The 24,479-nt window shown below is 58.5% G+C and carries 27 protein-coding genes and 1 tRNA gene; 11 read left to right on the top strand and 17 right to left on the bottom strand.

From position 1 onward, the window contains the following. Nucleotides 1-49: 49 nt before the first annotated feature. From rpiA to ACVWVQ_RS05660, 8 genes are all read right to left on the bottom strand, one after another. Complete coding sequence (gene rpiA / locus ACVWVQ_RS05695; RefSeq protein ID WP_457439546.1) at nucleotides 50-766, bottom strand: ribose 5-phosphate isomerase A; 717 nt, start codon at nucleotides 764-766, stop codon at nucleotides 50-52. A gap of 50 nt (nucleotides 767-816) precedes the next feature. Next, the gene (gene rimO, locus ACVWVQ_RS05690) at nucleotides 817-2,217 is read right to left on the bottom strand and encodes a 30S ribosomal protein S12 methylthiotransferase RimO (RefSeq protein ID WP_457507355.1); all 1,401 of its coding nucleotides are present in this window, start codon (nucleotides 2,215-2,217) and stop codon (nucleotides 817-819) included. A gap of 133 nt (nucleotides 2,218-2,350) precedes the next feature. Next, nucleotides 2,351-3,172 carry a cobalt ECF transporter T component CbiQ gene (cbiQ, locus tag ACVWVQ_RS05685; protein WP_457507353.1) on the bottom strand — a complete coding sequence of 274 codons (822 nt, stop codon included), beginning with the start codon at nucleotides 3,170-3,172 and terminating at the stop codon, nucleotides 2,351-2,353. Further along, complete coding sequence (gene cbiM / locus ACVWVQ_RS05680) at nucleotides 3,159-3,836, bottom strand: cobalt transporter CbiM (RefSeq protein WP_457507351.1); 678 nt, start codon at nucleotides 3,834-3,836, stop codon at nucleotides 3,159-3,161. Before cbiM ends, cbiQ begins: the two co-directional genes overlap by 14 nt. 8 nt (nucleotides 3,837-3,844) lie before the next feature. Further along, nucleotides 3,845-4,354 carry a hypothetical protein gene (locus tag ACVWVQ_RS05675; RefSeq protein ID WP_414424706.1) on the bottom strand — a complete coding sequence of 170 codons (510 nt, stop codon included), beginning with the start codon at nucleotides 4,352-4,354 and terminating at the stop codon, nucleotides 3,845-3,847. A gap of 151 nt (nucleotides 4,355-4,505) precedes the next feature. After that, nucleotides 4,506-5,303 (bottom strand): DUF4382 domain-containing protein, encoded by a 798-nt coding sequence (locus ACVWVQ_RS05670; RefSeq protein ID WP_457507349.1) that lies wholly within the window; start codon nucleotides 5,301-5,303, stop codon nucleotides 4,506-4,508. Nucleotides 5,304-5,602: 299 nt separating this feature from the next. Then, nucleotides 5,603-6,373, bottom strand: a complete 771-nt coding sequence (locus ACVWVQ_RS05665) for an SH3 domain-containing protein (RefSeq protein WP_414357377.1) — start codon at nucleotides 6,371-6,373, stop codon at nucleotides 5,603-5,605. 226 nt (nucleotides 6,374-6,599) lie between these two features. Beyond that, on the bottom strand, nucleotides 6,600-6,980 hold the full coding sequence (locus ACVWVQ_RS05660) for a hypothetical protein (RefSeq protein ID WP_457507348.1): 381 nt from the start codon (nucleotides 6,978-6,980) through the stop codon (nucleotides 6,600-6,602). A 467-nt stretch (nucleotides 6,981-7,447) separates the two neighbouring features. On the opposite strand from ACVWVQ_RS05660, the gene ACVWVQ_RS05655 reads away from it, so the two are divergent. Continuing rightward, a complete protein-coding gene (locus ACVWVQ_RS05655) occupies nucleotides 7,448-8,167 on the top strand; it encodes a response regulator transcription factor (RefSeq protein WP_011433617.1) in 720 nt (239 codons plus the stop codon). 56 nt (nucleotides 8,168-8,223) lie between these two features. On the opposite strand, the gene ACVWVQ_RS05650 is transcribed toward ACVWVQ_RS05655, so the two are convergent. Continuing rightward, nucleotides 8,224-9,060, bottom strand: a complete 837-nt coding sequence (locus ACVWVQ_RS05650) for an ABC transporter ATP-binding protein (RefSeq protein ID WP_187147284.1) — start codon at nucleotides 9,058-9,060, stop codon at nucleotides 8,224-8,226. 483 nt (nucleotides 9,061-9,543) lie between these two features. Between ACVWVQ_RS05650 and ACVWVQ_RS05645 the strand changes: the two genes are divergently transcribed. The 3 genes from ACVWVQ_RS05645 to ACVWVQ_RS05635 all read left to right on the top strand — a co-directional run bounded on the left by ACVWVQ_RS05645 (nucleotide 9,544) and on the right by ACVWVQ_RS05635 (nucleotide 11,872). Then, nucleotides 9,544-9,822 carry a hypothetical protein gene (locus ACVWVQ_RS05645; protein WP_414417776.1) on the top strand — a complete coding sequence of 93 codons (279 nt, stop codon included), beginning with the start codon at nucleotides 9,544-9,546 and terminating at the stop codon, nucleotides 9,820-9,822. Nucleotides 9,823-9,882: 60 nt separating this feature from the next. Then, nucleotides 9,883-11,508 carry a TM0106 family RecB-like putative nuclease gene (locus ACVWVQ_RS05640; protein ID WP_457507346.1) on the top strand — a complete coding sequence of 542 codons (1,626 nt, stop codon included), beginning with the start codon at nucleotides 9,883-9,885 and terminating at the stop codon, nucleotides 11,506-11,508. 130 nt (nucleotides 11,509-11,638) lie between these two features. Beyond that, nucleotides 11,639-11,872 carry a hypothetical protein gene (locus tag ACVWVQ_RS05635; protein ID WP_041436636.1) on the top strand — a complete coding sequence of 78 codons (234 nt, stop codon included), beginning with the start codon at nucleotides 11,639-11,641 and terminating at the stop codon, nucleotides 11,870-11,872. A gap of 169 nt (nucleotides 11,873-12,041) precedes the next feature. Here the strand turns inward: ACVWVQ_RS05635 and ACVWVQ_RS05630 are convergent. The 3 genes from ACVWVQ_RS05630 to ACVWVQ_RS05620 form a co-directional block, all read right to left on the bottom strand. After that, nucleotides 12,042-12,115 (bottom strand) — tRNA-Pro (locus ACVWVQ_RS05630). 98 nt (nucleotides 12,116-12,213) lie between these two features. After that, the gene (locus tag ACVWVQ_RS05625; protein WP_414346738.1) at nucleotides 12,214-12,627 is read right to left on the bottom strand and encodes an NfeD family protein; all 414 of its coding nucleotides are present in this window, start codon (nucleotides 12,625-12,627) and stop codon (nucleotides 12,214-12,216) included. Nucleotides 12,628-12,717: 90 nt separating this feature from the next. Continuing rightward, nucleotides 12,718-12,957 carry a hypothetical protein gene (locus tag ACVWVQ_RS05620; protein WP_011433611.1) on the bottom strand — a complete coding sequence of 80 codons (240 nt, stop codon included), beginning with the start codon at nucleotides 12,955-12,957 and terminating at the stop codon, nucleotides 12,718-12,720. 140 nt (nucleotides 12,958-13,097) lie between these two features. On the opposite strand from ACVWVQ_RS05620, the gene ACVWVQ_RS05615 reads away from it, so the two are divergent. Beyond that, the gene (locus ACVWVQ_RS05615; RefSeq protein WP_011433610.1) at nucleotides 13,098-13,292 is read left to right on the top strand and encodes a hypothetical protein; all 195 of its coding nucleotides are present in this window, start codon (nucleotides 13,098-13,100) and stop codon (nucleotides 13,290-13,292) included. Here the strand turns inward: ACVWVQ_RS05615 and ACVWVQ_RS05610 are convergent. The 3 genes from ACVWVQ_RS05610 to ACVWVQ_RS05600 form a co-directional block, all read right to left on the bottom strand. After that, nucleotides 13,268-14,350: an SAM-dependent methyltransferase gene (locus ACVWVQ_RS05610; RefSeq protein ID WP_457507344.1), complete on the bottom strand. Its 1,083-nt coding sequence runs from the start codon at nucleotides 14,348-14,350 to the stop codon at nucleotides 13,268-13,270. The genes ACVWVQ_RS05615 and ACVWVQ_RS05610 overlap by 25 nt on opposite strands. Further along, the gene (gene leuD, locus ACVWVQ_RS05605) at nucleotides 14,347-14,949 is read right to left on the bottom strand and encodes a 3-isopropylmalate dehydratase small subunit (protein WP_457507342.1); all 603 of its coding nucleotides are present in this window, start codon (nucleotides 14,947-14,949) and stop codon (nucleotides 14,347-14,349) included. Before leuD ends, ACVWVQ_RS05610 begins: the two co-directional genes overlap by 4 nt. Before the next feature lie 107 nt (nucleotides 14,950-15,056). Beyond that, on the bottom strand, nucleotides 15,057-15,383 hold the full coding sequence (locus tag ACVWVQ_RS05600; protein ID WP_011433607.1) for a phasin family protein: 327 nt from the start codon (nucleotides 15,381-15,383) through the stop codon (nucleotides 15,057-15,059). A gap of 42 nt (nucleotides 15,384-15,425) precedes the next feature. Between ACVWVQ_RS05600 and ACVWVQ_RS05595 the strand changes: the two genes are divergently transcribed. Both ACVWVQ_RS05595 and ACVWVQ_RS05590 read left to right on the top strand, forming a co-directional pair. Then, the gene (locus ACVWVQ_RS05595) at nucleotides 15,426-15,764 is read left to right on the top strand and encodes a hypothetical protein (protein ID WP_011433606.1); all 339 of its coding nucleotides are present in this window, start codon (nucleotides 15,426-15,428) and stop codon (nucleotides 15,762-15,764) included. Then, complete coding sequence (locus ACVWVQ_RS05590) at nucleotides 15,761-16,237, top strand: urease accessory protein UreE (RefSeq protein ID WP_457507340.1); 477 nt, start codon at nucleotides 15,761-15,763, stop codon at nucleotides 16,235-16,237. Before ACVWVQ_RS05595 ends, ACVWVQ_RS05590 begins: the two co-directional genes overlap by 4 nt. 43 nt (nucleotides 16,238-16,280) lie before the next feature. On the opposite strand, the gene ACVWVQ_RS05585 is transcribed toward ACVWVQ_RS05590, so the two are convergent. Together ACVWVQ_RS05585 and ACVWVQ_RS05580 are read right to left on the bottom strand one after the other, a co-directional pair. Continuing rightward, a complete protein-coding gene (locus tag ACVWVQ_RS05585; protein WP_414342399.1) occupies nucleotides 16,281-16,985 on the bottom strand; it encodes a Uma2 family endonuclease in 705 nt (234 codons plus the stop codon). Nucleotides 16,986-17,441: 456 nt separating this feature from the next. Next, nucleotides 17,442-19,370: a S9 family peptidase gene (locus tag ACVWVQ_RS05580; RefSeq protein ID WP_457507338.1), complete on the bottom strand. Its 1,929-nt coding sequence runs from the start codon at nucleotides 19,368-19,370 to the stop codon at nucleotides 17,442-17,444. A gap of 393 nt (nucleotides 19,371-19,763) precedes the next feature. On the opposite strand from ACVWVQ_RS05580, the gene urtA reads away from it, so the two are divergent. The 4 genes from urtA (at nucleotide 19,764) to urtD (ending at nucleotide 24,450) form a co-directional block, all read left to right on the top strand. Then, a complete protein-coding gene (gene urtA / locus ACVWVQ_RS05575) occupies nucleotides 19,764-21,038 on the top strand; it encodes an urea ABC transporter substrate-binding protein (protein ID WP_414351988.1) in 1,275 nt (424 codons plus the stop codon). A gap of 104 nt (nucleotides 21,039-21,142) precedes the next feature. Beyond that, a complete protein-coding gene (locus tag ACVWVQ_RS05570; RefSeq protein ID WP_457507336.1) occupies nucleotides 21,143-22,300 on the top strand; it encodes an ABC transporter permease in 1,158 nt (385 codons plus the stop codon). A 3-nt stretch (nucleotides 22,301-22,303) separates the two neighbouring features. Then, a complete protein-coding gene (urtC, locus tag ACVWVQ_RS05565; RefSeq protein ID WP_011430742.1) occupies nucleotides 22,304-23,512 on the top strand; it encodes an urea ABC transporter permease subunit UrtC in 1,209 nt (402 codons plus the stop codon). A gap of 170 nt (nucleotides 23,513-23,682) precedes the next feature. Next, a complete protein-coding gene (urtD, locus tag ACVWVQ_RS05560) occupies nucleotides 23,683-24,450 on the top strand; it encodes an urea ABC transporter ATP-binding protein UrtD (protein ID WP_414408838.1) in 768 nt (255 codons plus the stop codon). Nucleotides 24,451-24,479: the final 29 nt, after the last annotated feature.

Raw genomic sequence — 24,479 nt, 5'->3', positions numbered from 1 at the left:
AAACCCAGTTCCTGGGCAACGCCAATACACGACTGGGTATAGGAAGTTGTCAGCTGGGTTGCAGCGTTTCGATCCCAGTCGGGAGGGCGATGATGGCCTCTTTGGCCATACCGATGAACAGGCCATGTTCCACAACCCCCACCGTCCCCTTGAGTTGATCGGCGATCTTGGCAGGATCCGCCATGGGGCCGAATTGGCAGTCGAGGATGTAGTGCTGCTCGTCCGTCAAGTAGGGATCCCCGTTGGCATTCCGCCGTAAGGTGGCTGTGCACCCCAGAGCCTCTACCCGCGCCAAGGTGGTCTTCCAGCCAAAGCGCACCACCTCTACCGGCACCGGGAAGCGAATGCCCAACTGCGGGACTTTTTTAGAGGCATCGGCGATGATGATCAGCTCGGCGGCGCTGGCCTCCACCAACTTTTCCCGCAACAGGGCCCCTCCTGCCCCTTTGATCAGGTTCAGGGATCCCACTTCAATCTCGTCGGCCCCATCGATGGCCAGATCCAGGCGCGGCTGCTCTTCTAGGGTAGCCAGCGGGATCCCCAGGGAGCGGGCCTGTTCAGCCGTGCGCTCCGAGGTGGGCACGCCGATAATCTGGAGACCTTCGGTTTGCATCCGCTCTGCTAGGGCGCTGACGGCAAAGGCGGCTGTGGATCCCGTGCCCAGCCCCACCACCATCCCCGACTGCACCTTTTGAACTGCAGCCCGGGCTGCCGCCTGTTTCAGCTCATCTAAAGACTCGGTCCCGCTGCCGCCAAGGGTAGTCATTCCCAGCTCCTCTCCCGTGGATGAAGATCCTACCAAAGTGCTTTGCACCGCTACCGCCCGCTCCAGCTAAAACCCTCCGGCGCTGCCACCACCCGACCGAAGAGATCATAGGGCTCGGCGTGGGTGATCTGCACCGGCACCAGGGATCCCAGAGAGCCCTCCCCACGCACGTACACCACCCCGTCCACTTCGGGGGCAAAGCGAGGGGAGCGGCCAATCCACTCGCCGGTTCTGGGGTTTTCCTGCTCCAAAAGTACAGGTACCACTTGGCCCACCTGCTCGCGGTTGCGGCGGAAGGCAATGCCTTGCTGCAGTTGCATTAGACGGGCGCGGCGCTCTTGTTTGACAGCCTCTGGAACCTGATGGGGGAGGTGGTAGGCAGGGGTGCCCTCTTCGGGAGAAAAGGTAAACACCCCCACATGGTCAAACTGATGGCGCTGGACAAAGTCTAGTAGATGCTGGAAGTGCTCCTCCGTCTCCCCAGGAAAGCCGACGATAAAGCTGGTGCGCAGCACGGCATTGGGCAACGCCTGGCGCAGCCGCTCGATCACCCGGTCGTTGACCTGCCCTTGCCAGGGGCGATTCATAGCCTTGAGGATCTCAGGATGGCTGTGCTGTAAAGGCAGATCCAGGTAAGGCAGGAAATTGGCGGTCTCTTGAATGGCCTCCACCACGGCGGGGGTAATGCCCGTGGGGTAGGCGTAGAGCATGCGGATCCAGGGAATGGGGATCTGGCCCAGGGCGCGGATAAGCTCAGCCAAGCGCGGCTCCCCGTAGAGGTCGATCCCGTAGTGGGTGGTGATCTGGGAAATTAAAATCAGCTCCTGCACCCCCTCTTCGGCCAGCTGTTCTGCTTCCCGGAGGATGGACTCGATGGAGCGAGAGCGTTGGTCGCCCCGCAAGTGGGGGATGATGCAGAAAGAGCAGCGGTAGTTACAGCCCTCGGCTACCCGTAGGTAGGCCACAGGCGCATGGGTGGTGCGATAGCGAGGTACGGTCTCGTCGGCAATGTAATCCAAGCTGGAAGTAACGGCATTGACCCGCTCTCCCCGCTCCGCCCGCTCGATGATTTGGACGATCTGGTGATAGTCGCCCGTACCCACGATAGCCACCGCCTCCGGGATCTCCTGCAGCAGCTCCTCCTGGAAGTGCTGCGCCAGGCAGCCGGCAATGATGATCTTTTTGCCTTGTACCGCCAGCTCCATCAGGGTACTGACCGACTCCCGCCGCGCTGCTTCAATGAAGCTACAGGTATTGACGATCACATAGTCAGCACTCTCTTCGTCCCCATCCACCCGGTAGCCTGCTTGAGCCAGCAAGCCCAGCATGTGCTCGGTGTCCACCCGGTTTTTCTCACAGCCCAGGTGCAAGATGGCAACGGCCGGGGCCTCCGGCGCCAAACGGGAGGGGCTGCGGAAGGGCGTAGGCAGGGTGCTTTCTAACCGGTTCATCAGGAGGCCAAGAAGCTGGCAGAAACGGACAACAATCGATGGGGCTTTCCTATTCTAGTCCCAGTTGGATTTCCCCTCGCTTTTGCAGGGGGGCAGCAGATGGCCCTCTGTTTCTAAGCCCAAGCGGCTAGTCCTAAAATTGCGTCCACACCAAGCCCACCGACACCACCACTGCCAGGCCGCTGGCCGCCCAGCTCCAGGGATCCCTGCCAGCCGCCGTCGGAAACAGAGGCGCTTGTCCATAGCCCCGCAGGCGCAAAGCCTGATAAACCCTCTGCGAGCGCTCGTAGCTGCGAACCAACAGGGTGCCCACCGAAGCGGCCAGAAAGGGCAGATCTTGTCTTAGAGACGGCCCAGGACGCCACAGGGATCCCCGCGGTCGCCAACCCCTCAACCGGGCTGCCCGTTGCATCTGCTCCCACTGAGCAGCCATCTCTTGCAGATAGCGCTGGGTGAGCCAGGCCAGTTCCAAAAGCAGATCTGGGATCCCCAGTTGCCGCAACGCTGCCAACAGTTCCGACGTGGGAGTGGTCTCCAGCAGCAGCATGGTGAGAGCGAACAGGGCCAGCCCCCTCCCCCCAATGCGAAGCGCCATCTGCAGCCCCTCCCAACGCAGAGCCAGGGATCCCCAGCGCCACAGGATGGTTTCCCCCGCCCAGAAGGGTAGGATCCCCATCAACCCTGCCACCAACAGCCCTGGGGCTGCCAGCCGCCTCAGCCCGAGGCTCCAAGGCAATCCCGACAGGCTCCACAGTCCAGCCACCAGCGCCCAGATGAGCGGCAAGAGGGCCAGGCACCTCACCGAGGCGAAAGCCGCCATCAGCGCCATCAGGCCCAGCACCTTGGGCAGAGGTTGCCACCGGTGCAGCCAGGAAAGGGGTTTGGAGGGGTGAGGATGGGATTGTTGACCGCGCCAGCAGCAAGGGATCCCTGAGCCGGCTTCATCTCTTGCCATACTCTCCCAGCAGTGCCGGTTGTACCCGCTGCAAAAACAGCACCACCCAACTGGCGAACAACCCCTCCACCACCATCAGGGGGATGTGGGCCACCACCAAGCTCCCAAGAGCCAGACGACCGGCTTCTGTGGAGAGGATCCCGCTGCCAGCGTCAACCACAGCAGCCATGACCACCCCGTAAAACAACAGCACTGCTAGACCCACCCCAACCGCTCCCGCCAAGAAGGCAGACACTCCGGCCCCCATCACCCGACGGCCTGCCCGAAAAATCCCACCGGCCAGGAGCGCCGGGATCCCCATAATGGCGGCGTTGATGCCCAATGTGGTCAGGCCCCCATGGCCAAAGGCCACCGCCTGAAAAAACAAGCCCACTACAATCGCCGGATAGGCCAAAGCCCCCAACATCAGACCCATCAACCCGTTCAGCACCAGATGCAGGCTGGCCGGGGGAAAGGGCAGGTGAATCGAAGAGGCCACAAAAAAGACAGCCGTGAGCAAAGCCGCTTTGGGCAACTGATGGCGGGGATCCCGTTCCCACCAAGGACATTGCTCGGCAACGCTGGCGCGACGGAGAAGCCGCAAGCTGTAGCCGGTGATGAGAGCGGTGATGCCATAGCCCCCCAGCCAAAGCGGTGCCGGCAAAATGCCATCGCTGATGTGCATGGCCAGTCCTACTCCAGAGCGGAGGGGCTAACCTGGGATGACCCCGGAGATGCTGAAACCGATGGGCTCTCCACCGCTCCATAAACAGACTGACGCGGCCTGGAGAAGAAGAGAGCTGTGCCCAGACAGCCCCAAATGACACAGGCGGCCATAACCCCCCGCTGCAAAGGCCCAAAGGGTGGGGAAGCGCTGGGGATCCCTTCTGTCTGAGGGAACTCCTCGCCCACCGGCACGTTGACCAACACCCCATGCCCCGCCTGGCGAATCCGCACCTGCCAGAGGCCCGTCAGGTTGGGATCCGGCTGCAGCAGAAATCGTCCCCGCGCATCCGTCTGTCCCTCCTGCCAAGGGGTAGTGGGATCCGTTGGCGCAAACACCGTTACCTGCGCAGAACGCATCGGTTCGCCAGAATCGTAGCGGGCCTGGATCTCAAAAGCGGGAACTGCCCGCCAAGAGGCCTCCACCCCGTGGCCCCAAGCGGGAGCAGACAGGAGCAGGCCGAAAGCCAGCAAGCTCAACCGTGCTCCGCATCGCTGACGCGACGCCGCAATCAGGCTCAGTCGGCAGGAAGGGATCCAAAGTTTTGGCCAGACTCGGTTCATTGGTTAGCTGAGGACAGACGACAATCTCTACGCTCTGCAGGCGACCGGTCTTAGAAAAGCCAAGACTTCAGGGCGAAGACTCTGTCTGGGCAGGGCCAGAGGCAGCGCGGCAGTGGCCTTCCCCCACATGGCCCAAGTGGTGCAGGAGCTCCAATACGGCCTTAGCCGCAGGGGATCCCTCCTGCAGATCCCCCCAGTCCACTTCCAGAAGGTCGGATCCCCCCCCAGTGCTCCGCGCCGCTGACGCGGCCAGCCGCTGCTCCAGGGAGACAGGATCCAACTTCACCAAAGGGGCAAACCCCAGAGCTGCTTGATTGAGGCTGTCGTTGGGGGGCAAGCTTCCATCTCCAAACAGGTGGTCGAAATGGAAGGTGACCTCCAGATCTGCCACCTGGCCGACGCGCACAAAGCCTTTGCGCTCCTCCCCCACATACTCTCCGCAGGTGAAGGCCACCTCAGGGCTGAACTTGAGCACAAACGGAATCTCCCCAGCCCCTTCCTTTGTCGGTCGGGCTTGGCCTTCGATCCAGAGGGAATAGCCCTTTGCCGGCCCCTCCAGTGCTGGCACCAGCCGCCACCCCAGGGCGTTGTAGTGGCCAGGGGGTGCCTCTAGGGATCCCAGTAAGGCCCGCTCCGCCGGGGGAGCCGTGATCAAATCAACCGTGATGGGGCCGGAGAGGCTGACCAATGCCCGTGCCAGCAAATCTGCATTTCCTTCCGGATCAAAGGGCGGATCGGTTTGGTAGGCGGTTATGTCCGCCAGCGTCACGTACACGTGCTCAAAGCTCAGTTCCCAGCCGTCTTTGGAGACAAACCCCTCCCGAATGAAGTCCTCGCCGTTGGCCCAAAACTCCAGAGTACCCATCTCTGCCTTTGCTTGGGCTAGGGGTACTTCCTGCCTGACCTTTTCCGCTCCAGCGTTAGAAGCCGGTCGGCAGGCGCCTAGAGAGAAGGCCAACCCAAGGGCCAGAAAGGGTAAAGCTAACCCCTTGCCCCAGGGATCCCTTGTTGAAGCACCAAGCCGAAATGGAGTGTGTTTCACCAGTTCCCCTGCCAAGGACTCGGTCCCGATGACGCAAACGGCACTGCTCTAGCGAAACACAGGCTTCCCTGGTGTTACAATCCCCCACCAGGGCATCTGTAGGGCTATGCCTATGGCAAGGGCTACTCCTGCGCCAGATTCCCCGCCCGCACCCAACCTTCCTGCCCATTCTGACGGCGAATGCGCTGCCAACGGCCATCTTCGCTGAGGCCCAGCACCGTCACCACCTCGTTCATGGGCACACCACCAATGTAGGTTCCCTCCCGCTCTGGAGTGGCCCGCAGCGCCAGGCCAATGGGCTCGATCACCCGTCCCCGCTCACCTGGGGAAACCACTGCTGCCGTGGGGGGTCGAGTCGGCAAAGGAGTTGATTCAGGGTTGGGTTCAACTGTGGGAGCTGGAGAAGTTGAGGCTGAAGCACCATCCACAGGGCCCAAATTGCCGGCGCGCACCCAGCCCTCCTGTCCATTCAGCTCCCGCCGCACCCGTTGCCAACGACCATCGGCGCTGTACTCCAACACCGTCACCGTTTCCCCCACTACAATTCCCCCTTGGTAGGCTCCATCGGCAGAAGGTTGGCTGCGGATTGCCAGGCCAATGGGCTCGATCACCCGCCCACGGCTGCCGGGGGGAAATCCCTCAGGGTCAACAGTGCCTGCAGCAGGGCCAGAGGGGGGAGAGGGAAAACTGGCTGGGCGGGGCAAGGGATCCAAGCGCACGGCCTGCGGAAATTGAGGCGGGGCAGGGGGGGCCAACATCGGGGCAACAAGCTGCCACAACTGCCAAGCCAAGGCGGCCAGAGCCCCAACCGAGACACTCACCACCACCAAGGTGCCCAAGGGAAAACCGCCAGAAGCAGGAGAAGAACGGCCTCGCATCGGGTAGTTAGCCATCCGAAATACCTTCCCGCAATGCTGCAGGCAAGAATCCGCAGAGAAGATGGGATCCCCGTCAAAACCGGGGATTTACGAAAGCCAGAGCACGACTGCTGCGCAACGCTGACGTGATTGCATCCCAATGTATCGTGTTCCGCAGCGCTCTTGCTAGGCCTGTGCAGAGGAACCGCAACGCTGACGGGGCGACGCGACCCCAGAGGGCAAGGGCGTCGGAGATTAGCTTCTACTTATTGGTGTTGGTGAACTTATTCTGCCAGTCGGTCGTCAAAATCTCTCGGCCAAATACCCATCCTGCCAGAAGGAGGGGCAATGCCAAGCCCAGAAAGCCAAAAAGACTGACCACCTGAGCCACTTGCCGCTGGGCTTTTTTTCTCCTGGGATCCGGGATGTTGTTGGCAGCCAGCACCACTTTAGAACAAAAAGCCACCACCACCGCCCCCACCGGCCCCAAAACCAAAGAGGGCCACAGCCAAGCCTCCACTTGCGAGAATGCGTAGGCTCCGGTAAAGGGGATAATCACGAAACAAGCCAACTCTAGGATCCCCCAGGTGAAGAGGGCCAACCAGACATCTTTGCGGAAGACTTCATCGGGATTGGTGTACATAAGCCTCCGGGATAAACCGCCCACACTAAGGCCAGACCTCGAGACAGGAACGGAAGCGCCACGGCTTCCAGATTAACTCCAGGTGCAAGGATCTGCTTGACGGATCCTCCTTGCGCTACTTTTCCCCTTGGGCAACTCAGTAAGATAATGCCCAAGATTCTTGGATAAGCCTCCGTTAATTTGGAGAGAAGGGCAGCCTTGACAAGGATGAACTCCCCCTGTGACCCCATACGTAAAGACTTGAAATAAGATTTAAGTGTTCAATCACTCATGAATTGCCTGCGCCTGTGGCCCTTTCCAGCCGAGGTTGGGGTCAAGCTTGCCCTGTTGAGAGGGCTCTTTATTCACCCGCGAGCCGAGGGCCCATCGCCTCTGCACGATTGTTGCCCATGAGCTGCCGAAGGGATCCCCACACCCCAACGCCCTGCAACCTTGTCTCCTGCTGACTTCGAGAGTGCCAAGCTGCCATGTCACGCATCCTCATCATCGATGATGATCCCAGCATTTGTGCTCTACTGCAGCGGTACTTGCAGCGGCAGGGGTATTCGGTTGAGGTGGCGATGACGGGGGCCGAGGGCTTACAGCAGTTGCGCGCTTTTCAGCCGGCCTTGGTAATTTTGGATCTGAACTTGCCGGATGTGAGCGGCTACGATCTCTGCCAGCAAATGCAAAAAGAGACCGGCGTGTACGTGTTGATGTTGACCAGCCGCGTCAGCCCTGCTGATAAGTTGCACGGATTCCAGTTGGGGGCAGATGACTACCTGACCAAGCCCTTCAGCCTGCCGGAGTTACAGGCGCGAGTGCAAGCCATTCTGCGGCGGCAACGCATGAAGACCGAAGTTGCCAGCGCACCGGTCTTGACCTTTGCCTCTTTGGTCATTGACCCGGAAACCCGAGCAGTCATCCGCGAGCAGCGCCTGATCAACTTAACAGCACTGGAGTTCGATTTGCTCTATGCTATGGCTCGACATCCGGGGCGGGTTTGGCGACGGGCTGAGCTGATTCAAGAGGTGTGGGATTTTAACCACGAGGGAGATGAACGGGTGGTCGATGTCCACATCGGCCAAATTCGCAAGAAACTAGAGACTGATACCAGCCAACCGGAGTTGATCCGCACCGTGCGTGGAGTTGGCTACAAGTTTGAGCCCCCCGCTCCGAAGGAGGGATGGGGAGAGGAAAAACCTTAACCCCCAAATAACTCTCCCCTCTTCACGTTGGGAGAGGGGCCAGGGGTGAGGGCCCGTTAATCCAAGCGGCGGCCCGTCAAACGCACAAAAATGTCTTCTAAGTTGGCCGGGCGCACCATGAGGCCGGTTTTGTCGGGTTCTGCCTCCAACTGCCGCTGAGCTTCCGCCAAGCTGGGGAAAAAGGTGTACTCCACCTCCCGGCCAGGACAGGATCGCACCAGCAGGGCCTCTCCGTACTTAGCCCGCAATTGCTCGGTGCTGCCCAACTCGATTAACCTTCCCCCATCCATGATGCCGATGCGGTCGCACAGCTCTTCTGCCTCCTCCATGTAGTGGGTGGTAATCAGCAAGGTCATGCCCTGCCGATTGAGATCCCGCAAGATCTCCCACAACAGCCGCCGCGCCTGGGGATCCAACCCGACGGTGGGCTCGTCCAAAAACAAAATCTGGGGGCGATGCAGTAACGCCCTGGCCACCTGCAAGCGTCGTTTCATTCCCCCTGAGAGGGTTTTCACTTTGTCTTGCCGGCGATCCGCCAGCCGCACATACTCCAGCCATTCATCGATGCGCCGTTGCCGCTCTGGGTTGGGGATGTGGTGCATACGCCCGTGGAACTCCAGGTTTTCCCAAACGGTCAGCTCTGCCTCTAGGGTGATAGGCTGCAGAACTACGCCAATTTGCTGCCGCACCGCCACCGGATCCCGCACCACGTCATACCCCCCCACCCGGATGGATCCCTGGCTGGGTCGGGTAAGGCTAGTAAGCATGCGGATGGTGGTGGATTTGCCGGCGCCGTTGGGCCCCAACAGGGCAAACACTTCCCCCTGGGGGATCTGCAGGCTCAAATCTTGAACGGCAACCTGCTGCCCAAAGCGTTTCCACACCCCCTGCATTTCCACCGCCGCCGTCTTGGTTTGGGACAAGGTTGGGGCCGTCGAAAGAGCTGTCACAGTCCGCTCCGGTAAAGTGTAAAGAAATCTTTATTCTCCAGCATACGCCAGCCGTGTCAGCAAGCTGCAGGTCTTATCAGGGATCCCTGCTGCTGGCAGCAGTCTGGGTTGTCTCTTGAGCTTTTGCGTGGCTGTGATTTCGTTCTCTGGGGTTTTTCTCTGGATCTTGCAAAATAGTACACATTGCGTCTGAAGGGTGAACCGCACTCCCAAGACAACACCTGTACAGACTCTGGAAGGGGAAATTGGGCTGGATAGCTCATGGCATATCTGTACGTATCTGTACGTATGGGTAACAATAAAGACACAAGCTTGAGGGGGCTGGCCGTTCGGCGGGGGGCCTTCCCTGGGCGAAGCGACTCCCCTTCAGCATTGGCCGATCCCTTCAGCATTGGCCGATAGCTTCTACCGACAAATCTAAGCAAAATGCAGAGCAAAGACCGGTTCGACCAAATTGACTTCCGGCTGGATCGCCTGGTTGGGGCTGTGTTGACCCTGGCCGAGGCCGTCAGCTTCGTCAAGGATGACCTGACCCATCTGAAAGCCATTGTTCAACAACAGGTGCTGATATCCCAGGAGCAGAGCACTTGGCTGGGAGAGTTAAAGGCAATATGTCAACAGCAAGCCGATACAGCTCGTCGCCAATCTGAGACGATTGAGCGGATCATCGCCCATCTCCTGCCCACTCAGGATCCCAAGTCTTGAAGGATCAGAAGGCAACCTGGGGGCGTGCCACAATGGCAGCAGAGCTGAGGTTTTCCACCGTTGGAGTGCCAGGTTGCAGCAGCAGGACAGGGTTCTGTTGAGGCTGAGGAGCTGCTTGCTTTCTTTCGTTGCCGACGCTTGCCTTACCTGGATCGCTTTGGCCCTCAAGAGGCCAAGCTGCCGCCGGACAACCTGCTGGAGCAATGGCGGCGGGATCGCCAAGCCCTGGCAGCCGCTGTGTTTGAGCGATTCCCCGGAGAACGAATCGCGCCGGGCAATGAAGCTCTCTTGGCAGCTATGGCAGGCGGGGCAGAGCGGATCTACGGCGGACGGATTGCCGCAGAGCTGTTTTGGCAACCGCAGGAAGATCTCAACTGTACTGCTGAGGCAGAGCTGTTGCAGCTTGCTTCTGAACCTGTCCCTCACTCCTCCTCTCCAAGGGATCCCATCCCTGCCCCAGAAGACTGCGAGATGGTGCCCGCTCTTGCGTTGCCGCCTGAAGCTGTTCCAGAGGGACGTTCAGTTTGGGTGAGCAGCTCCCTGGATCTGCTGATTCGGGATCCCGCTCTCGTTGGCAGAAGTCGCCACGCCGCCCGATCCTCTTACCTGCCGGTTCATATTCGTATCGGCAAACGCCCCAAACCGGAATACGAATTGTTGCTGGCTTTGCAGGCAGAGTTGCTCGGATCCCTGCAGGGAAACGTTCCCAAGCGGGGCATTTTGATCCTGAAAGATGGGAAGTGGCACCCCGTCCACCTGAGCCGCCGACGAGCACAGGTGCGGCAATTGCTGCAGGAGTACCTGCACTCCCTCAACCAGCCGGAACCACCGCAGGTGTTCATGGCCCGCAGCCGCTGCCATCTTTGCCACTGGCGGGAGCATTGTCGGCAGTTGAACGCCACTGCCCAACCCCTCAGCCTGCTGCCGGGCGTAACGGGATCCCGCTATCCCCTTTTGCAAGAGGCGGGGATCCACTCGATTGAAGCCCTGGCCAACGCTCAGTTGGATAGGTTGCAAGCCATTCCCAAGTTGGGATCCGGCGTGGCCCTGCAACTGCAGCTGCAAGCCCGTGCCACCCTCAGCCGGCAGCCTCTCTGGATTCAATCCCCCCCGGAAACCCTGCCCACCACACCTGTAGAGCTGTACTTCGATATCGAGGCGGATCCCCGTCACAACGTCGCCTATCTGCTGGGCCTGCTGGTGGTGGAGCAAGCCGAGGGGAAAAAGGTTGCGAGCTATCACAGTTGCCTGGCCGCCGAGCCGCGGGAAGAAAGGCAAGCTTGGGAGCAATTCTTGCAACTGGCACAACGCTATCCTGACGCTCCCATCTACCACTTTCACGGCTTTGAAGTGCAGACCTGCCGACGGCTGGGGGAGCAATACCGCACGGATCCCCGACAGCTGCGGCAGTTGTTGCAGCGCTTTGTGGATTTACAGGCCTGGGTGCAACGCTCGGTGGTGCTGCCGATTGAGAGCTATTCCCTGAAAAACATCGCCCGCTGGTTAGGGTTTCAGTGGCGTCTGCCTGATGCCAATGGCGCCCAGTCCATTTATTGGTATAGCCAATGGCTGGAAACTCGGGAGCGCAGATATTTGGAGCACTCGCTTATCTACAACGAGGATGACTGCCGGGCTACCCACCGCCTAAAAGACTGGCTGTCCCAAGGAGTCCTCCATGCCGAATGATGCGAATAAATTGACAAAGACGGCCTATCCCCAGCCGCAAATGCCGCAGCTTGCGCCGCCAGTCTTGTGGCCAGTTGCTGAGGTTTCGTTTAGAATCAGGCAGGACTGTTTAGTTTATCAGGGGAATCCCATGCTGTTGAAATCTCATGAATCTCCTCGCCATCAGGGCAGAAACCGTCGCGGTCGTGGGGGATCGGCACGCAAGCGCCAACTGGACAAACGGAACCGCGCCTTGATGCAACGATTACGACAACGAGAGCAAGCTCTCAACTCTCGATCTTCTCGGCAGGGGCAAGTTAACCCTGCCTTTTTTGTGCTTGCTTCTCCTTGGCCTGGCTACGAGGGATCCCGCTTGGCTGCCTGATCCGCCCATTTCTTTCATGGCATCGAAGAATCGAAGAGTTTGCTTCTTGCGCCTTCAAGACAAAGACTGCACCCCTGCCGATAGATGCGGGTTTTGGCTGCGGGGCTCTGGATAGGTGGGAAACTCTCGGTCAATAGCGTAAACGGCTCAATTCCCGTCGCAGTCAGGATCGGGATGACAGGATTTGAACCTGCGGCCCTCTGCTCCCAAAGCAGATGCGCTACCAAGCTGCGCTACATCCCGGCTTAGCTTTTGTGATTATGCCAGATCCCCGCCTCTGATGCACACCCAAGCAGGGATCCCTCGCTCAAGGCAACAAGGAAAACAAACATTTGTCCAGGTCAGGACTTGAGCATCTTGGCCGGCATGACAATGAGGGTATTCCCCTGTCGCTCCACCACGTAGAGCTCCTGTCCGGCTTGGATTTCCAGGTTGGGAATGCTGCACTTGGCGTTCCAGGTGGAACCCAGATAAGAAACCCGCCCCCGTTCGCCTGGGGGAATGGGGGTGATTGCCCGCGCCTCGCGAGATTCCTCTACCTGAACCGATCCATGGGGCACCAGACGGCGGCTGAGGATAATCAACACCACCGATGCCCCAATCCAGCTGGCAAATTGTACCCAGATCGGCAGCCCCAAATAAGCCAAAAGCCCCGCCAAGAGCGCCGCCAGCCCCACCGAGCCGGCAACCAATTCTGGCAAAAACAATTCGGCAGAAATTAGGACTAGCCCGATGATGATCCAAGGCCAAACCATAGAATCCAGGGATCCCACCTAACTCAGTATGGCTCAAAACCCCTGGATCCTCAGCAGGGATCCCTTGTCCTTAGGGAGACTGGTTGGGGCTTACCCGCCCAAGCGGTAATTCTCCAAAAACTGCAGGGGATCCATCTCTTCCTGAGGGGAGCTTTTGGGTAGGTTCTTGGATTCGGCAATCCGCATCAAGGTCTCCCAGTCGGTGCTCATGACAAAGGCCACGGCTTGGCGAGCCGCCTCTCGGTGGGGGCAGTCCTCTCCCAAGACACAGCCATCTCGACAGAGGGTGGCGCAATCGTGCGCAGTGCTCCTGGGATCCGGGCCGGCCATGATGTCTTCCTCTCGGTGGGTTTCACGTTTTCTTTAGGATACCTGAAGAGAATCTTGCGCTTGCAGGAGATTTGGGGCAGCGCGGGTAGCTTAGATGAGGAAATGAGGCGACAAGACCTGTTCAAGCGCAGAGGAGCCTTATGGAGTTTTCGCAATTGCAAGCGCTGGTGGATCGAGCGCTGGAAGACAAAAAGCTCACCCGCACAGAGGTGGATCAAATCGTCAACGCCATCCGGTCGGACGGCAAAATCTCCCCCGAAGAGATAGGCTTGCTGGAGTCCATTCGCGAAATGGTGCTCCGCCGGGAGATTCAGGTGGTGGAAACGGCAGATTGAGGGGCAGGGATCCCCTGTTGCAAGTAGAGGGTGACTTCGCTGCGATTGTGAAACAGGTGGCGGGCTCTCACCAGGGGGAAGGCACTACCCAAAATCTCCAGACTTTGCCGCAGCACCCGCAGGCGGTGTTGGTGGGGTAGCTTCAGGGTCATCACAGCTCTCCCCTGTGGCTCCAGATGGGGAGCAAAAGCCACCATCAGGCGGGCAGAAGCCGGGCCATCCATGCGCATGTCGTTGAGGATGAGGTGAAACCGGCCTGGGCCACGGGCCAGGTAGGCTTGGGCGCTGAGGCAATGGTGGCGGATCCCCGGATCTTGGCTGAGGCGCTCGTGCAAGTCCCCCGGATCCACTGCTGTGACCTGCTGGCCATATAGGCGCAAAATGCGCGACCATCCCCCCGGCGCTGCCCCCAGATCCAGAGCCTGTCCCCCTGGCACCAAGGGAATCTGAAACACCTGGATGGCCTCCAGCAGCTTAAACTCGGAGCGGCTGATTTGCTCTGGATCCCGCCGAAAGCGATGGATCCCACCGGCCCAGTTGGAGAGGTTCTGGGCAGCCAAGGATAGGCCCAGCCAAGCGCGAATGCCCATCGGTTGAGCCAGGATCACCACCGAGATCACCTGCTGGGGGTCTTTGACCTGCAGGGGGGATCCCACCGCCGCGATCACCTGTTCGGCCAGGGTTTCATTGACCTGGAAGGGCTTGAGAGCCGGCTCTCCAAACAGGCGCGTCTGAACCGAAAAGCTGAGGGCGGGGTCAATGGCTGCCAACATTTCCCCATCAAGGCGCAATTCAACTAAGGATCCCTCGGCCAGCCGCCGTTCTTGGTGAATGGGGCAGATGTGGCGTAAAAAAATGGGCGGGTCAGCTTGCCAAGCCCCAGCCAGGTCGGCAAATGAGCGTTGGCTGCATACCCACACCAAGCCAGGTGCTTCCTTTAGCCGCTGCACGGCAGCCTCTGGATCCGCAGCTTCTATCTCCCGGATCGCCAAATCCAGAAAATCCGGGTCGGCGCTGCCCAGCCATGTATGGGTATCAGGGGGGAGAGGATTGCTCAACGGGCCCGCTGCCAACGCACGTAGGGTAAAGAAGCGGCTACTTGCTGAATCTGGGCTTGGGCGGCCAGCAGTTGTCCTGTGGCGTCCCAGGTGCCCTGCACCAGCATTTGCCAGGCTCCCTGGGGGATCTCCACAGCAGCGGTATTTGCCTCCCAGCGCACCTGTTTGTTGGGCAGATCCAGCGTCAACTGGAGCTGGGGATTTTCCGCCACCGCCTTCTGCAGAGCTTGAATCACAGCCGGGGGTGCCGTGACACAAGGGATCCCTAGAGCCAAGCAGTTGCCGAAGAAGATCTCGGCAAAGCTTTCGCCAATGAGGGCGCGGATCCCCCACTTGGCCAGCGCTTGGGGGGCATGCTCCCGGCTGGAGCCACAGCCAAAATTGGCATTGACCACGAGGATCTGGGATCCCTGGTACTGGGGTTGATCGAAGGGGTGTTGGCCGGGATCCTGGGCGCGGTCGTCGGCAAACACGTGCTGGCCCAAGCCGTCGAAGGTGACGCACTTCAAAAAGCGGGCCGGAATAATTCGGTCGGTGTCGATGTCGTTGCCCAGCAGGGGGATCCCTCGGCCTGTGACGGTCAAAACTTCGCTTGACATGGGAACTTGATGAATTCTCCCAGAGAGGACTTCAGGGTATCGCAACGTTCGGCAAAACCCTGCCCAACGGCAAAGGAAAGCCGGCAAAAGGGGAAGGCTCAGCTCAGCTACCGGCGGTAAACCTGATTTTCCAAATTGCGCACCTGCCGCTCCAGCCGATCCAGCCGCCCCCGCAGCTCGTCCATTTCCGATTGGCGGGGCACGCCCAGATCCTGCAGGACGTTGCGCACCTGCCGCTGAACGTAGGATTCAAAGTTACTCTGCTCGGCCTTCACCTGGTTGAGCAGGTTGTTGATGACATTGGATGCCTCTTCTGGGTTGAGCTGCCCCTTCTGCACCAAGTCGTCGGCAGCCTTTCTCAACTGTTCTGCCAGCAGAGTGGTTGTGCCCACGCCCATTAGCAAGAGCTGACGTAAGATACTGTTGTTGTCCAATGCTGCCCTCCAAAGGACGCTTCGCGAACGGTACGGGCCTCCATGACTACCCATTTTCCTCAGTTTGCCCTCAACTTCGCAACCGGCTCGGCCAGTTTCTCCCTTTCGCCTGAGGCGGCACAACAATGGCACAAGGCTCTGCAAATCCTCTTGGAGCGACTCAAGATCCGTTCCCGACAGCAGCCTCAGGAGCCGGTTGAGTTTCGTTACCCTACTGAAGATTTCAGCTTGGAGATGTTCTGCAACCCCAACATCTGGGCTGGCCCCCACGCAGCCAAGGTGCTGGTGACTCTGAAAACCAAGGTGCTGCGCCTTTCCACCGAAGTGGAGTTCTCTCGCCTTCAAGAAGACCTCAGCCAATATCTGGAGTCCCTAACATGAGCGAAGATGCCCATGCTGCAGGAGAGGATCCCGCGGCCATTACGGTGACGCAACTGCTGGACGAGCCGTCAGAGGGGATCCCCGGCCACTTGGAAGTGGTTGCCCTCACTTGGCACGACCGCCAGCGATCCCGGCAACGGCTGGTGAGCGATCGGGGCACCGAGATCCAGCTGATGCTGCCCCGCGGCACCCATCTTCACGATGGGGATCTGCTCTATGCGGATGCGCAGCGACACATTCGGGTCAGAGCCCAACCCGAACCGGTGCTCTTGATTCAACCTGAAAACCCCATCCAGATGGGCCAAGTGATTCATCAACTGGGCAACTGGCACCGTCCGGCCCACGTTTCCCCCCAAGGGCAGATCCTGGCGCTGGCCGATGATCCGCTGCAGGACTGGCTGGCCCACATGGGGATCCCGTTTCGGTTGGAGATGGCTGTCTTCGAGCCCAACCTGTTGGCCCACAGCCATTAACCTGGGCCTTTCTGAGCACAAACCCGTCCCTCAGACCTATGGCCTAGGCCCCACCCTCTGCTCCTCTGGTTACCAACCGCGCTGCAAACTCTCGGTGTTCCTCCGACTCAATTCCCCTTTGCAGCACACCCAACACCTGCTGCATGTTGCCCGTCAGCAGCGCGTCCACGGCTAACCACAACCCCGGAAACACTCGACTGTACAAGACGCCCGACTCATTGGGCTGTTGCAGCACGTACTCTCCATTCTGGAAGACATACCAGCGAAAGGCTTGCTCTTGGGTTAGCCAGACCAGATATTCCCGCACGCCGTTGCGCCGGTAGGCCCGCAGCTTATCATGCAGGTCGTAGGAAGCTGTGCTGGCGGCAATCTCCACAATCAGCTCCGGTGCACCCTCAATGTAGTCATCCTCGCTAATGCGGGACTGTCCCCCACAAGATTCGTGCATCCGCAATATGGCATCTGGCTGCGGCTCATTGTCCAAGTCCAGGCGAACGGTTGGATTGCCCGCCGACTCAACCCCCGGCGTTGCTGCTTCATAAACTCCCAGCCAGGCCATGATGTGGCTGTGTGGTCTGCCATGTCGGCGATATCTGAGGGGAGATGCCACGTAAACAATTCCCTCAATCAGCTCGGCTTTTTTGAGCTGAGGCATGGCTTGATAGCGCCGTTCAAACTCATCGCGGGTGAGACGATCGCCGCTTTCTAAGATGGGCAGTTCACGGAAGGAAGGGCTACTGACGCTCATGACCAGCTCTCTTACCAGCAGTCGCGACAGTGTTGCGGAGCAATATCGATGACTGATACATTTACGCTGAACACTGCTGAACATCACTGTTCAACTATGCAGCGATAGCATTCTGTTTGTTTCCAACCAGAATGGCGGTATCCCGCAAAGCTTTGAGTAGAATACCCAAAGCGCAGTTTCCGTGTCGTCTTACTACCAATTTTCTGCTTTGCTTTGGCTACCATGTTGGCAGACTCGAAAGTAAACAGAAAGATCAACTGGTAGTAATCCGTACTGAACATATTATACATTATTTTCAGTATAGTTGAGCTTATTATTGACTAGAGTCATGCTCCATCCGGGTTGGCTGGTAAGTCCATCATAGAGGGGCTGCTCTGTCGCGACAGCGTTGTGGAGCAACAATGGGCCATAGATGGGACGGGATCCCTTTCTATTCGACCCATTGAGCAGTCATCATCAGGTGTCCAAGTTCTCGATCCGAACCGGCTCAAGAGGTTCTGCCAGCGGAAACCCCAGCACCTGGGCATAAAAGTAAAGCTCTGCCTCCAAGGCCCTTTTGATGTTGGCCGCCTGGCGAAAGCCGTGTTGCTCTCCCTCGAAAGGCACATAGGCCACTGGGATCCCTTTGGCCCGTAGGGCTGCCACCATCCTCTCCGCCTGATTGGGGGGCACGATGGCGTCTTCCAACCCTTGGAAGAAGATAACCGGACAATTGAGGCCCTCCAGGTGATGAATGGGGGAACGCTCCCGGTAGAGATCCCGCCGCTCTGGGTAGGGGCCAATGAGGCTGTCCAAGTAGCGAGACTCGAACTTGTGGGTCTCCTGGGCCAGGGCTTCTAGATCGCTCACCCCGTAGTAGCTGGCACCTGCTCGGAAGACGGCGTGGAAGGTCAAGGCCGCCAACGTGGTATAGCCGCCAGCGCTGCCCCCTTGAATGAGCAGCCGTTCCCCATCCACCTTGCCCTGTTCTGCCAAAAATTGGGATCCGGCGATGCAATCTTCCACATCTACCAGGCCCCACCGGCCTTTGAGAGCATCCCGATAGGCCCGTCCGTAGCCGCTGCTGCCCCGGTAGTTCACATCCAAAACGGCAATCCCCCGACTGGTCCAGTATTGGATCCCTAGGTTGAGCACGGCTGCCGTCGCCCCGGTGGGCCCGCCGTGGCTTTTCACCAGCAGGGGTGGCTTTTCGCCAGCAGGGGCAACAAAGTCTCGGTTTTTGGGGGGATAGAAGAAGGCGTAGGCCACTTCCTTGCCGCCACCGGTGGGAAAAACAATAGGCTCTGGGATCGACAGATAGTCGGGATCCACCGCCACGCTGCTGGAACGGGCCACCACTTCCACCTGTCCAGAAGGCAAATCCAAACAAACCAAGGCTATGGCTTCCGTCGGGGATCCGGCCAGGAAAGCGGCTTTTTCCCCACTTACCTGCAAACCGCTGATCTGGGTGTAGGGCAAGGGGATCCCTGCCAACTGTCCTGAATGGGGATCCAGATAAGCCAGATGAGACAGCCCGTCTTGTTCATAACAGGCCAGGATGCGCCCATCGCCACAGAAGCCGTAGGTGCTCAGGCCAAACACCCACTGCGGCTCTCCAAACTCCGCTTCCATAGGGCAGAGGGGAATGGGGCCCTGGGGATCCCAGCGATAGAGGTTCCACCAGCCGCTGCAATCGGAAACAAAGTAGAGATCCCCTTGCGGTGACCACTGGGGCTGGAAGATCGACTCGGCAGGGCCACCGGCCAGCTTTTGAGGTTCTCCCAAGCTGCCGTCAGGGTTCACCTCAGACCGCCACAGCTCTGTGCCGTCCCAGGGCATTTGGGGGTGATCCCAGGTCAGCCATACCAAGGTCTGGCCGTCTGGACTGAGGCGCGGGCTGGCGTAGAAGTCGTGCCCAGAAGCCAAAATCTGCTGGGATCCGCTTTCCAAGTCAATCGAGACAAGGCTGTTTTCCGGCTCTCCCTGGCGGCTGTGATCTTCCCGCACACAGAGGATGCGTCCACGCGCCCGATCCACCACCCCATCTGCATAGCGATAGGGGCCTGCTTCCGTCAGGGGCTGGGGATCTGAACCCGGCAGCAGGCGGTAGAGCCGTTGGTCAGCGAAGTTGCAAAAATACACTACCCCTGCCGACACCCAATAAGCTCCACCCCCATACTCATGCACTCGTGTCCGCACATTGAAAGGTGCCGGTGTCAGCTCCACCAGGATCCCGTCGGCAGAGCGCCGCATCAACACATTGCGCCCTTTTTCTTGCGGGCGGCCCTCCGTCCAGTAGAGATCCCCCTGATCCCAAACCATCTGTCCCAAGCGCAGGGATCCCGTCACCACCAGGTCAGCGGTAATCGGGGATCGCCAAGATCCATAGCCGGCCTGCTGCACCATAAGCTGTTAACTCTCAACTAATTCTCGACCCCAGAACCCCTATTATGCCGGCAGCAAGGGATCCCTGCCTTTGCCTACAGCCTGTGGGGAAAGGGAGCCGAGAACAGGCTCGGATTCTGGGAAAAGGTATCCCGCGATACAATTCTCTCCGGGCTGAATGGGTTTGATGGAACACGTTAAGGCAACAGGGATGCACAACGCTTTCTCGACTGCAGGATTAGCCTTTCCCCTGTTGACGTTGGGAAGGCATTCGGTGAAAGCCTCAGCTGAGCGCAGTTGGGCAGGTTCAACACATGGGCGAGGTGATGAGCTAGGTGCTTCCCCCCGTTGGCCGGGCTGCTGCAACTGTACTTCTTAACACCCTTTGCACTCACTTCGTTTCGGAGATCACCGATGGCTCAATCTTTTAATCGTCGTCAAGTGCTGAAAATGGGCGCTCTGGCCGGAGCCGGGGCTGCCCTGGGGCCGCAGATCTGGGTGAAGCGATCCGTGCCCGCCTACGCCCAGGGAGAGACCATCCGCGTTGGCATTTTGCACTCCCTCAGCGGCACCATGGCCATTTCAGAAACCAGCGTGGTGGATGCCGAAAAGCTGGCTATCAAAGAGATCAATGCCGCCGGTGGGGTTTTGGGCAAGCAGATCGAGCCGATTATCGAGGATGGGGCTTCCGATTGGCCAACCTTTGCCGAGAAAGCCACCAAATTGATCGATGTGGACAAGGTGGCAACGGTGTTTGGATGCTGGACTTCGGCCAGTCGCAAAGCCGTGTTGCCGGTGTTTGAATCCAAGCAGCACCTGCTCTGGTATCCCGTGCAGTACGAAGGACAAGAGTGCTCCAAAAACATCTTCTACACCGGCGCTGCCCCCAACCAGCAGATCGAGCCTTCGGTGGAATGGCTGCTCAAGAACAAGGGCAAAGAGTTCTTCCTGGTGGGATCCGACTACGTGTTCCCCCGCACGGCCAACACCATCATCAAGGCCCAGTTGGAAGCCCTGGGGGGCAAAGTGGTGGGTGAAGACTATCTGCCTTTGGGCAGCACAGAAGTTACCCCCATCATCAGCAAGATCCGGGCCGCTCTTCCCAATGGCGGTGTGATCTACAACAGCTTGAACGGCGACAGCAACGTGGCCTTTTTCAAACAACTGGAAGGGGCAGGGCTGGGGCCAGATCGCTATCCTTCCATGTCCGTCAGCATTGCCGAAGAAGAGGTACAGGCCATCGGCCCCGAATTCTTGGAAGGGCACTTCGCCGCCTGGAACTACTTTATGACGGTGGATACGCCTGCCAACAAGAAGTTTGTGGAGGCTTTCAAGGCAGAATACGGCCAAAACCGCGTCACCAACGACCCGATGGAAGCCGCCTACATCATGGTTTACATCTGGAAGCAGGCAGTGGAAAAAGCGGGAACAGTGGAAATCGACGCCGTGCGGCAGGCAGCCTATGGCCAGACCTTTGATGCCCCAGAAGGCTTGGTAACCATGAACACCAATCACCACCTGACCAAGTATGTGCGGATCGGCCAGGTGCGCTCTGACGGTTTGTTTGATGTCATCTTTTCTACGGATGCCGTGGAGCCGCAGCCCTGGAACCAGTTTGTGGCAGAGACCAAGGGCTTTGCCTGCGATTGGTCAGATCCGGCCAAGGGCGGTCGCTACAAAGTCAGCTAGTCCTGGCCAGGGCTGGGATCCCTTGCCGTTTGGATAGGGTCGGGGATCCCGCCTAGATGCTCGGTTAGCCTCCCTAGTTTAGTTGGAAGGAGGATCCCCTGCCCATGACCTTGCTCCTGGACAGCTTGTTCAACGGCATTAGCATCGGCACCGTCTTGCTAATAGCCGCCTTGGGCTTGGCCATTGTTTTCGGCCTCATGGGGGTCATCAACATGGCCCATGGGGAGCTGATGATGTTGGGGGCCTACACCACTTTTGTGGTTCAAAATGCCTTTCGTCCCCTAGGGGATCCCTGGCGGGATCTGTACATCTTCCCGGCTTTGGTAGCTGCCTTTGCCGTCACGGCTCTGGTGGGACTAGCCCTGGAGCGGGGGGTGATTCGCTTTTTGTATGGCCGACCGCTGGAAACCCTTCTGGCCACTTGGGGTGTGAGCCTGATCCTGCAGCAGTTTGTGCGCAGCGTCAATTGGGTGCTGGCTTTCCGCTTGGGGGCCTTCGCGGTGCTCTTTTTCGGCGGCTGGTGGCTTTTGTCCAGGCGAACGGATTGGCCGCGCCTCAAAGGGTGGACGCTGGCGCTGCTACTGGTGCTTTCCACGGCCATTGCAGCGGTGGGGGGGCGGGTGCTGGCGCAAACCTATGCTTTAGCAGTCACTCAACCCTGGTTTGGAGCCCAGAACAAAGATGTGACCGCTCCCCGTTGGCTGGGGGGTGGGATCCCGGTGGGCAGCCTGTTTTTGCCCAATACCCGCCTGTTTATCATCGCCCTCACTGTCTTCTGCATCCTAGGGCTGTACTTCTTCTTGCAGCGCACCCGCTGGGGGCTGCGCATCCGGGCGGTTACCCAGAATCGGGCCATGAGTGCCTGTGTAGGGATCCCTACGCAAAAGGTGGATGCCCTTACCTTTGCCATCGGTTCGGGTCTGGCGGGAGTAGCCGGCGTGGCGGTCAGCCTGCTGGGATCCGTGGGGCCGAACACCGGCCAAAACTACATCGTGGATACCTTTATGGTGGTCGTCGTGGGGGGTGTCGGTAAGCTTTTGGGCAGCATTGTGGCAGCGCTTGGGATCGGGATTGCCAACTTTGTCATCGGCTCAGGGACGCTGGCTTTGATCTTTTCCAACGTGCCCATCCTGACCGATACCCTCAACTTTTTTGCCACCACGAGCATGGCCAAGGTGATGGTCTTTGCTTTGATCGTGGCCTTTTTGCAGGTGCGACCTCGGGGCCTTTTCCCCGAAAAAGGTCGTATGGTGGATGCCTAGGGAATGATCTCGCTTGGCGAAAACTCTAGGACCAGACTCTCCATCTTCTACTCCCTCACAAAGCCCATGAAACTGGTTCATTCCCCCCGTGCTGATCATGAAGTGGCTGCTCCCGCCGCGGGTGGGGATCCCAATTCTTCTCGCAAGCTTCTGTGGGAGGCCGGGATCCTCATCGTTTTGGTGCTGGCCTTGATCTTTGTGGCCCCAACTGTGCTGTCTGGCTTTCGGCTCAACTTGTTGGGGCGGTTTCTGGCCCTCAGCATTGTAGCTTTGGGGATCGACCTCATCTGGGGCTATACCGGCATGCTCAGTCTGGGACATGGGGTGTTCTTCGCCTTGGGGGGCTACGCTCTGGGGATGCACCTGAAATTGCAATTGCCGGAAGGTCAGATACCGGAGTTTTTCAGCCTCTACGGGGTAACGGAATTGCCCTGGTTTTGGTATCCCTTTTATTCGTTTCCGTTTACGGCTGTTGCTGTGGTCTTGATCCCGGCTTTGGTGGCGGCAGCCCTGGGGTATTTGGTGGTGAGAAATCGCATCCGAGGGGTTTATTTTTCCATTTTAACTCAGGCCACCACGATTATTTTCTTTAACTTCTTCAACGGCCAACAGCGCTTAATTAATGGCACCAACGGCCTGACCAACTTCCAGACTTTGTTTGGCCTAGATGTCAACTCGTCCGAAATGCGCTTTGCTGTCTATGTCACTACAGTTCTGGCGGTGGTTTTGGCTTACCTTCTCTGTCGTTGGCTGACCAGCGGCCTATTCGGTCGGATCCTGGTAGCCATTCGAGATGACGAGCCACGGGTTCGTTTTTCCGGCTACGATCCCACCGGCTTTAAAGTGCTGGTGTTTGCCGTGTCTGCTGCCCTGGCGGGTGTTGCCGGAGCTTTGTTTACCTTGCAAACTGGGATCATCTCTCCCAATGCGATGGCCGTTCCCTTTTCCATTGAGATGGTAATCTGGGTGGCGGTGGGCGGTCGGGCCAGTTTGGTGGGGGCGGTGCTGGGGGCTCTGTTGGTTAACTTTGCCAAGAGCTTGCTGAGCGAAAATTTTCCCGAAATTTGGTTGTTTTTCCAAGGGGGATTGTTCCTGTTGGTGGTGCTGGTGCTGCCGGATGGACTGGTGGGTTGGGTGCGCACCCAAGGCAGGCAACTTTGGGTCACCGTTCAGCTTTGGCGCAGGCGTTTGGCAAATACTTCTCCAGCCTAAATCTGGCTTTCTCTTGAGGATGTCAGTTATGTGCAAGATATAAGTTTAAGGTAAGAGGATCCCATGGGTGAGCCAGCGATGCCAAGTTTCCTCTCCTATTTGATGGGTTTATTTGATGGGTTGAGAATCCGGTTTGACCTTTGGCCTTTCCGTTCTTGGATGTGATCCCTATGCTCACTGCAGCTCCCACCGCCACCCGACAAATTTTACAAACGCAGGATCTCACCGTCAGCTTCGACGGCTTTAAGGCTTTAGATGGGTTGAACTTCTCTCTGGAGGAAGGGGAGCTGCGGGTGGTCATCGGTCCCAATGGGGCGGGTAAGACTACATTTCTCGATGTGCTGACGGGCAAGGTTAAGCCCACCCGAGGATGGGTGCTGTTCAAAGGAAAGGATCTGGCCAAGCTCAAGGAACACGAGATCTCGATTTTGGGTGTTGGGCGCAAGTTTCAGACGCCGCGGGTCTATCAAAACTTGAGCGTGCGAGAAAACTTGGAGCTATCCCTCAACCCTGACAAAAGGGTTTTTTCCACCCTATTGGGCAAAAAGCATCTGCGAGAAAAAACGGATGCTCTTTTGGAAACCATTGGCCTCAGCCGTAAGGATCGGGTTCCGGCAGGGCTGCTTTCCCACGGAGAAAAGCAATGGCTGGAGATTGGCATGGTGATCGCTCAAGATCCGGATTTGCTGCTGCTCGATGAATGCGTAGCCGGGATGACAGATAAAGAAACAGAAGCTACAGGAGAGTTAATTCAATCCTTAGCCCAAAGCCACACCATTTTGGTGATTGAACATGACATGGTATTTGTCCGGCAAATTGCCCGTAAGGTTACTGTTTTACACCAAGGCTCGGTGCTGTGCGAAGGTACCTTTGAGGATGTGAAAAACGACCCGCGAGTGATTGAGGTCTATCTCGGATCCCATAAGGCGAAAAACTAAGCAAAAAGCTATAGCCCTGTTTTAACTGA

The organism is Thermostichus sp. MS-CIW-36 (genome assembly GCF_054059035.1).
The sequence above is the reverse complement of the archived record's forward strand: the minus strand, read 5'-3'. Positions and strand labels throughout refer to the sequence as shown.

Excerpts from the sequence above, each read along its gene's own strand:
- rpiA (WP_457439546.1), bottom strand. The coding sequence starts at position 766 with ATGACTACCCTTGGCGGCAGCGGGACCGAGTCTTTAGATGAGCTGAAA.
- rimO (WP_457507355.1), bottom strand. The coding sequence starts at position 2,217 with ATGAACCGGTTAGAAAGCACCCTGCCTACGCCCTTCCGCAGCCCCTCC.
- cbiQ (WP_457507353.1), bottom strand. The coding sequence starts at position 3,172 with ATGGCAAGAGATGAAGCCGGCTCAGGGATCCCTTGCTGCTGGCGCGGT.
- cbiM (WP_457507351.1), bottom strand. The coding sequence starts at position 3,836 with ATGCACATCAGCGATGGCATTTTGCCGGCACCGCTTTGGCTGGGGGGC.
- ACVWVQ_RS05670 (WP_457507349.1), bottom strand. The coding sequence starts at position 5,303 with ATGGGTACTCTGGAGTTTTGGGCCAACGGCGAGGACTTCATTCGGGAG.
- ACVWVQ_RS05665 (WP_414357377.1), bottom strand. The coding sequence starts at position 6,373 with ATGGCTAACTACCCGATGCGAGGCCGTTCTTCTCCTGCTTCTGGCGGT.
- ACVWVQ_RS05660 (WP_457507348.1), bottom strand. The coding sequence starts at position 6,980 with ATGTACACCAATCCCGATGAAGTCTTCCGCAAAGATGTCTGGTTGGCC.
- ACVWVQ_RS05655 (WP_011433617.1), top strand. The coding sequence starts at position 7,448 with ATGTCACGCATCCTCATCATCGATGATGATCCCAGCATTTGTGCTCTA.
- ACVWVQ_RS05650 (WP_187147284.1), bottom strand. The coding sequence starts at position 9,060 with ATGCAGGGGGTGTGGAAACGCTTTGGGCAGCAGGTTGCCGTTCAAGAT.
- ACVWVQ_RS05645 (WP_414417776.1), top strand. The coding sequence starts at position 9,544 with ATGCAGAGCAAAGACCGGTTCGACCAAATTGACTTCCGGCTGGATCGC.
- ACVWVQ_RS05635 (WP_041436636.1), top strand. The coding sequence starts at position 11,639 with ATGCTGTTGAAATCTCATGAATCTCCTCGCCATCAGGGCAGAAACCGT.
- ACVWVQ_RS05625 (WP_414346738.1), bottom strand. The coding sequence starts at position 12,627 with ATGGTTTGGCCTTGGATCATCATCGGGCTAGTCCTAATTTCTGCCGAA.
- ACVWVQ_RS05620 (WP_011433611.1), bottom strand. The coding sequence starts at position 12,957 with ATGGCCGGCCCGGATCCCAGGAGCACTGCGCACGATTGCGCCACCCTC.
- ACVWVQ_RS05615 (WP_011433610.1), top strand. The coding sequence starts at position 13,098 with ATGGAGTTTTCGCAATTGCAAGCGCTGGTGGATCGAGCGCTGGAAGAC.
- leuD (WP_457507342.1), bottom strand. The coding sequence starts at position 14,949 with ATGTCAAGCGAAGTTTTGACCGTCACAGGCCGAGGGATCCCCCTGCTG.
- ACVWVQ_RS05595 (WP_011433606.1), top strand. The coding sequence starts at position 15,426 with ATGACTACCCATTTTCCTCAGTTTGCCCTCAACTTCGCAACCGGCTCG.
- ACVWVQ_RS05590 (WP_457507340.1), top strand. The coding sequence starts at position 15,761 with ATGAGCGAAGATGCCCATGCTGCAGGAGAGGATCCCGCGGCCATTACG.
- ACVWVQ_RS05585 (WP_414342399.1), bottom strand. The coding sequence starts at position 16,985 with ATGAGCGTCAGTAGCCCTTCCTTCCGTGAACTGCCCATCTTAGAAAGC.
- ACVWVQ_RS05580 (WP_457507338.1), bottom strand. The coding sequence starts at position 19,370 with ATGGTGCAGCAGGCCGGCTATGGATCTTGGCGATCCCCGATTACCGCT.
- urtA (WP_414351988.1), top strand. The coding sequence starts at position 19,764 with ATGGCTCAATCTTTTAATCGTCGTCAAGTGCTGAAAATGGGCGCTCTG.
- ACVWVQ_RS05570 (WP_457507336.1), top strand. The coding sequence starts at position 21,143 with ATGACCTTGCTCCTGGACAGCTTGTTCAACGGCATTAGCATCGGCACC.
- urtC (WP_011430742.1), top strand. The coding sequence starts at position 22,304 with ATGATCTCGCTTGGCGAAAACTCTAGGACCAGACTCTCCATCTTCTAC.
- urtD (WP_414408838.1), top strand. The coding sequence starts at position 23,683 with ATGCTCACTGCAGCTCCCACCGCCACCCGACAAATTTTACAAACGCAG.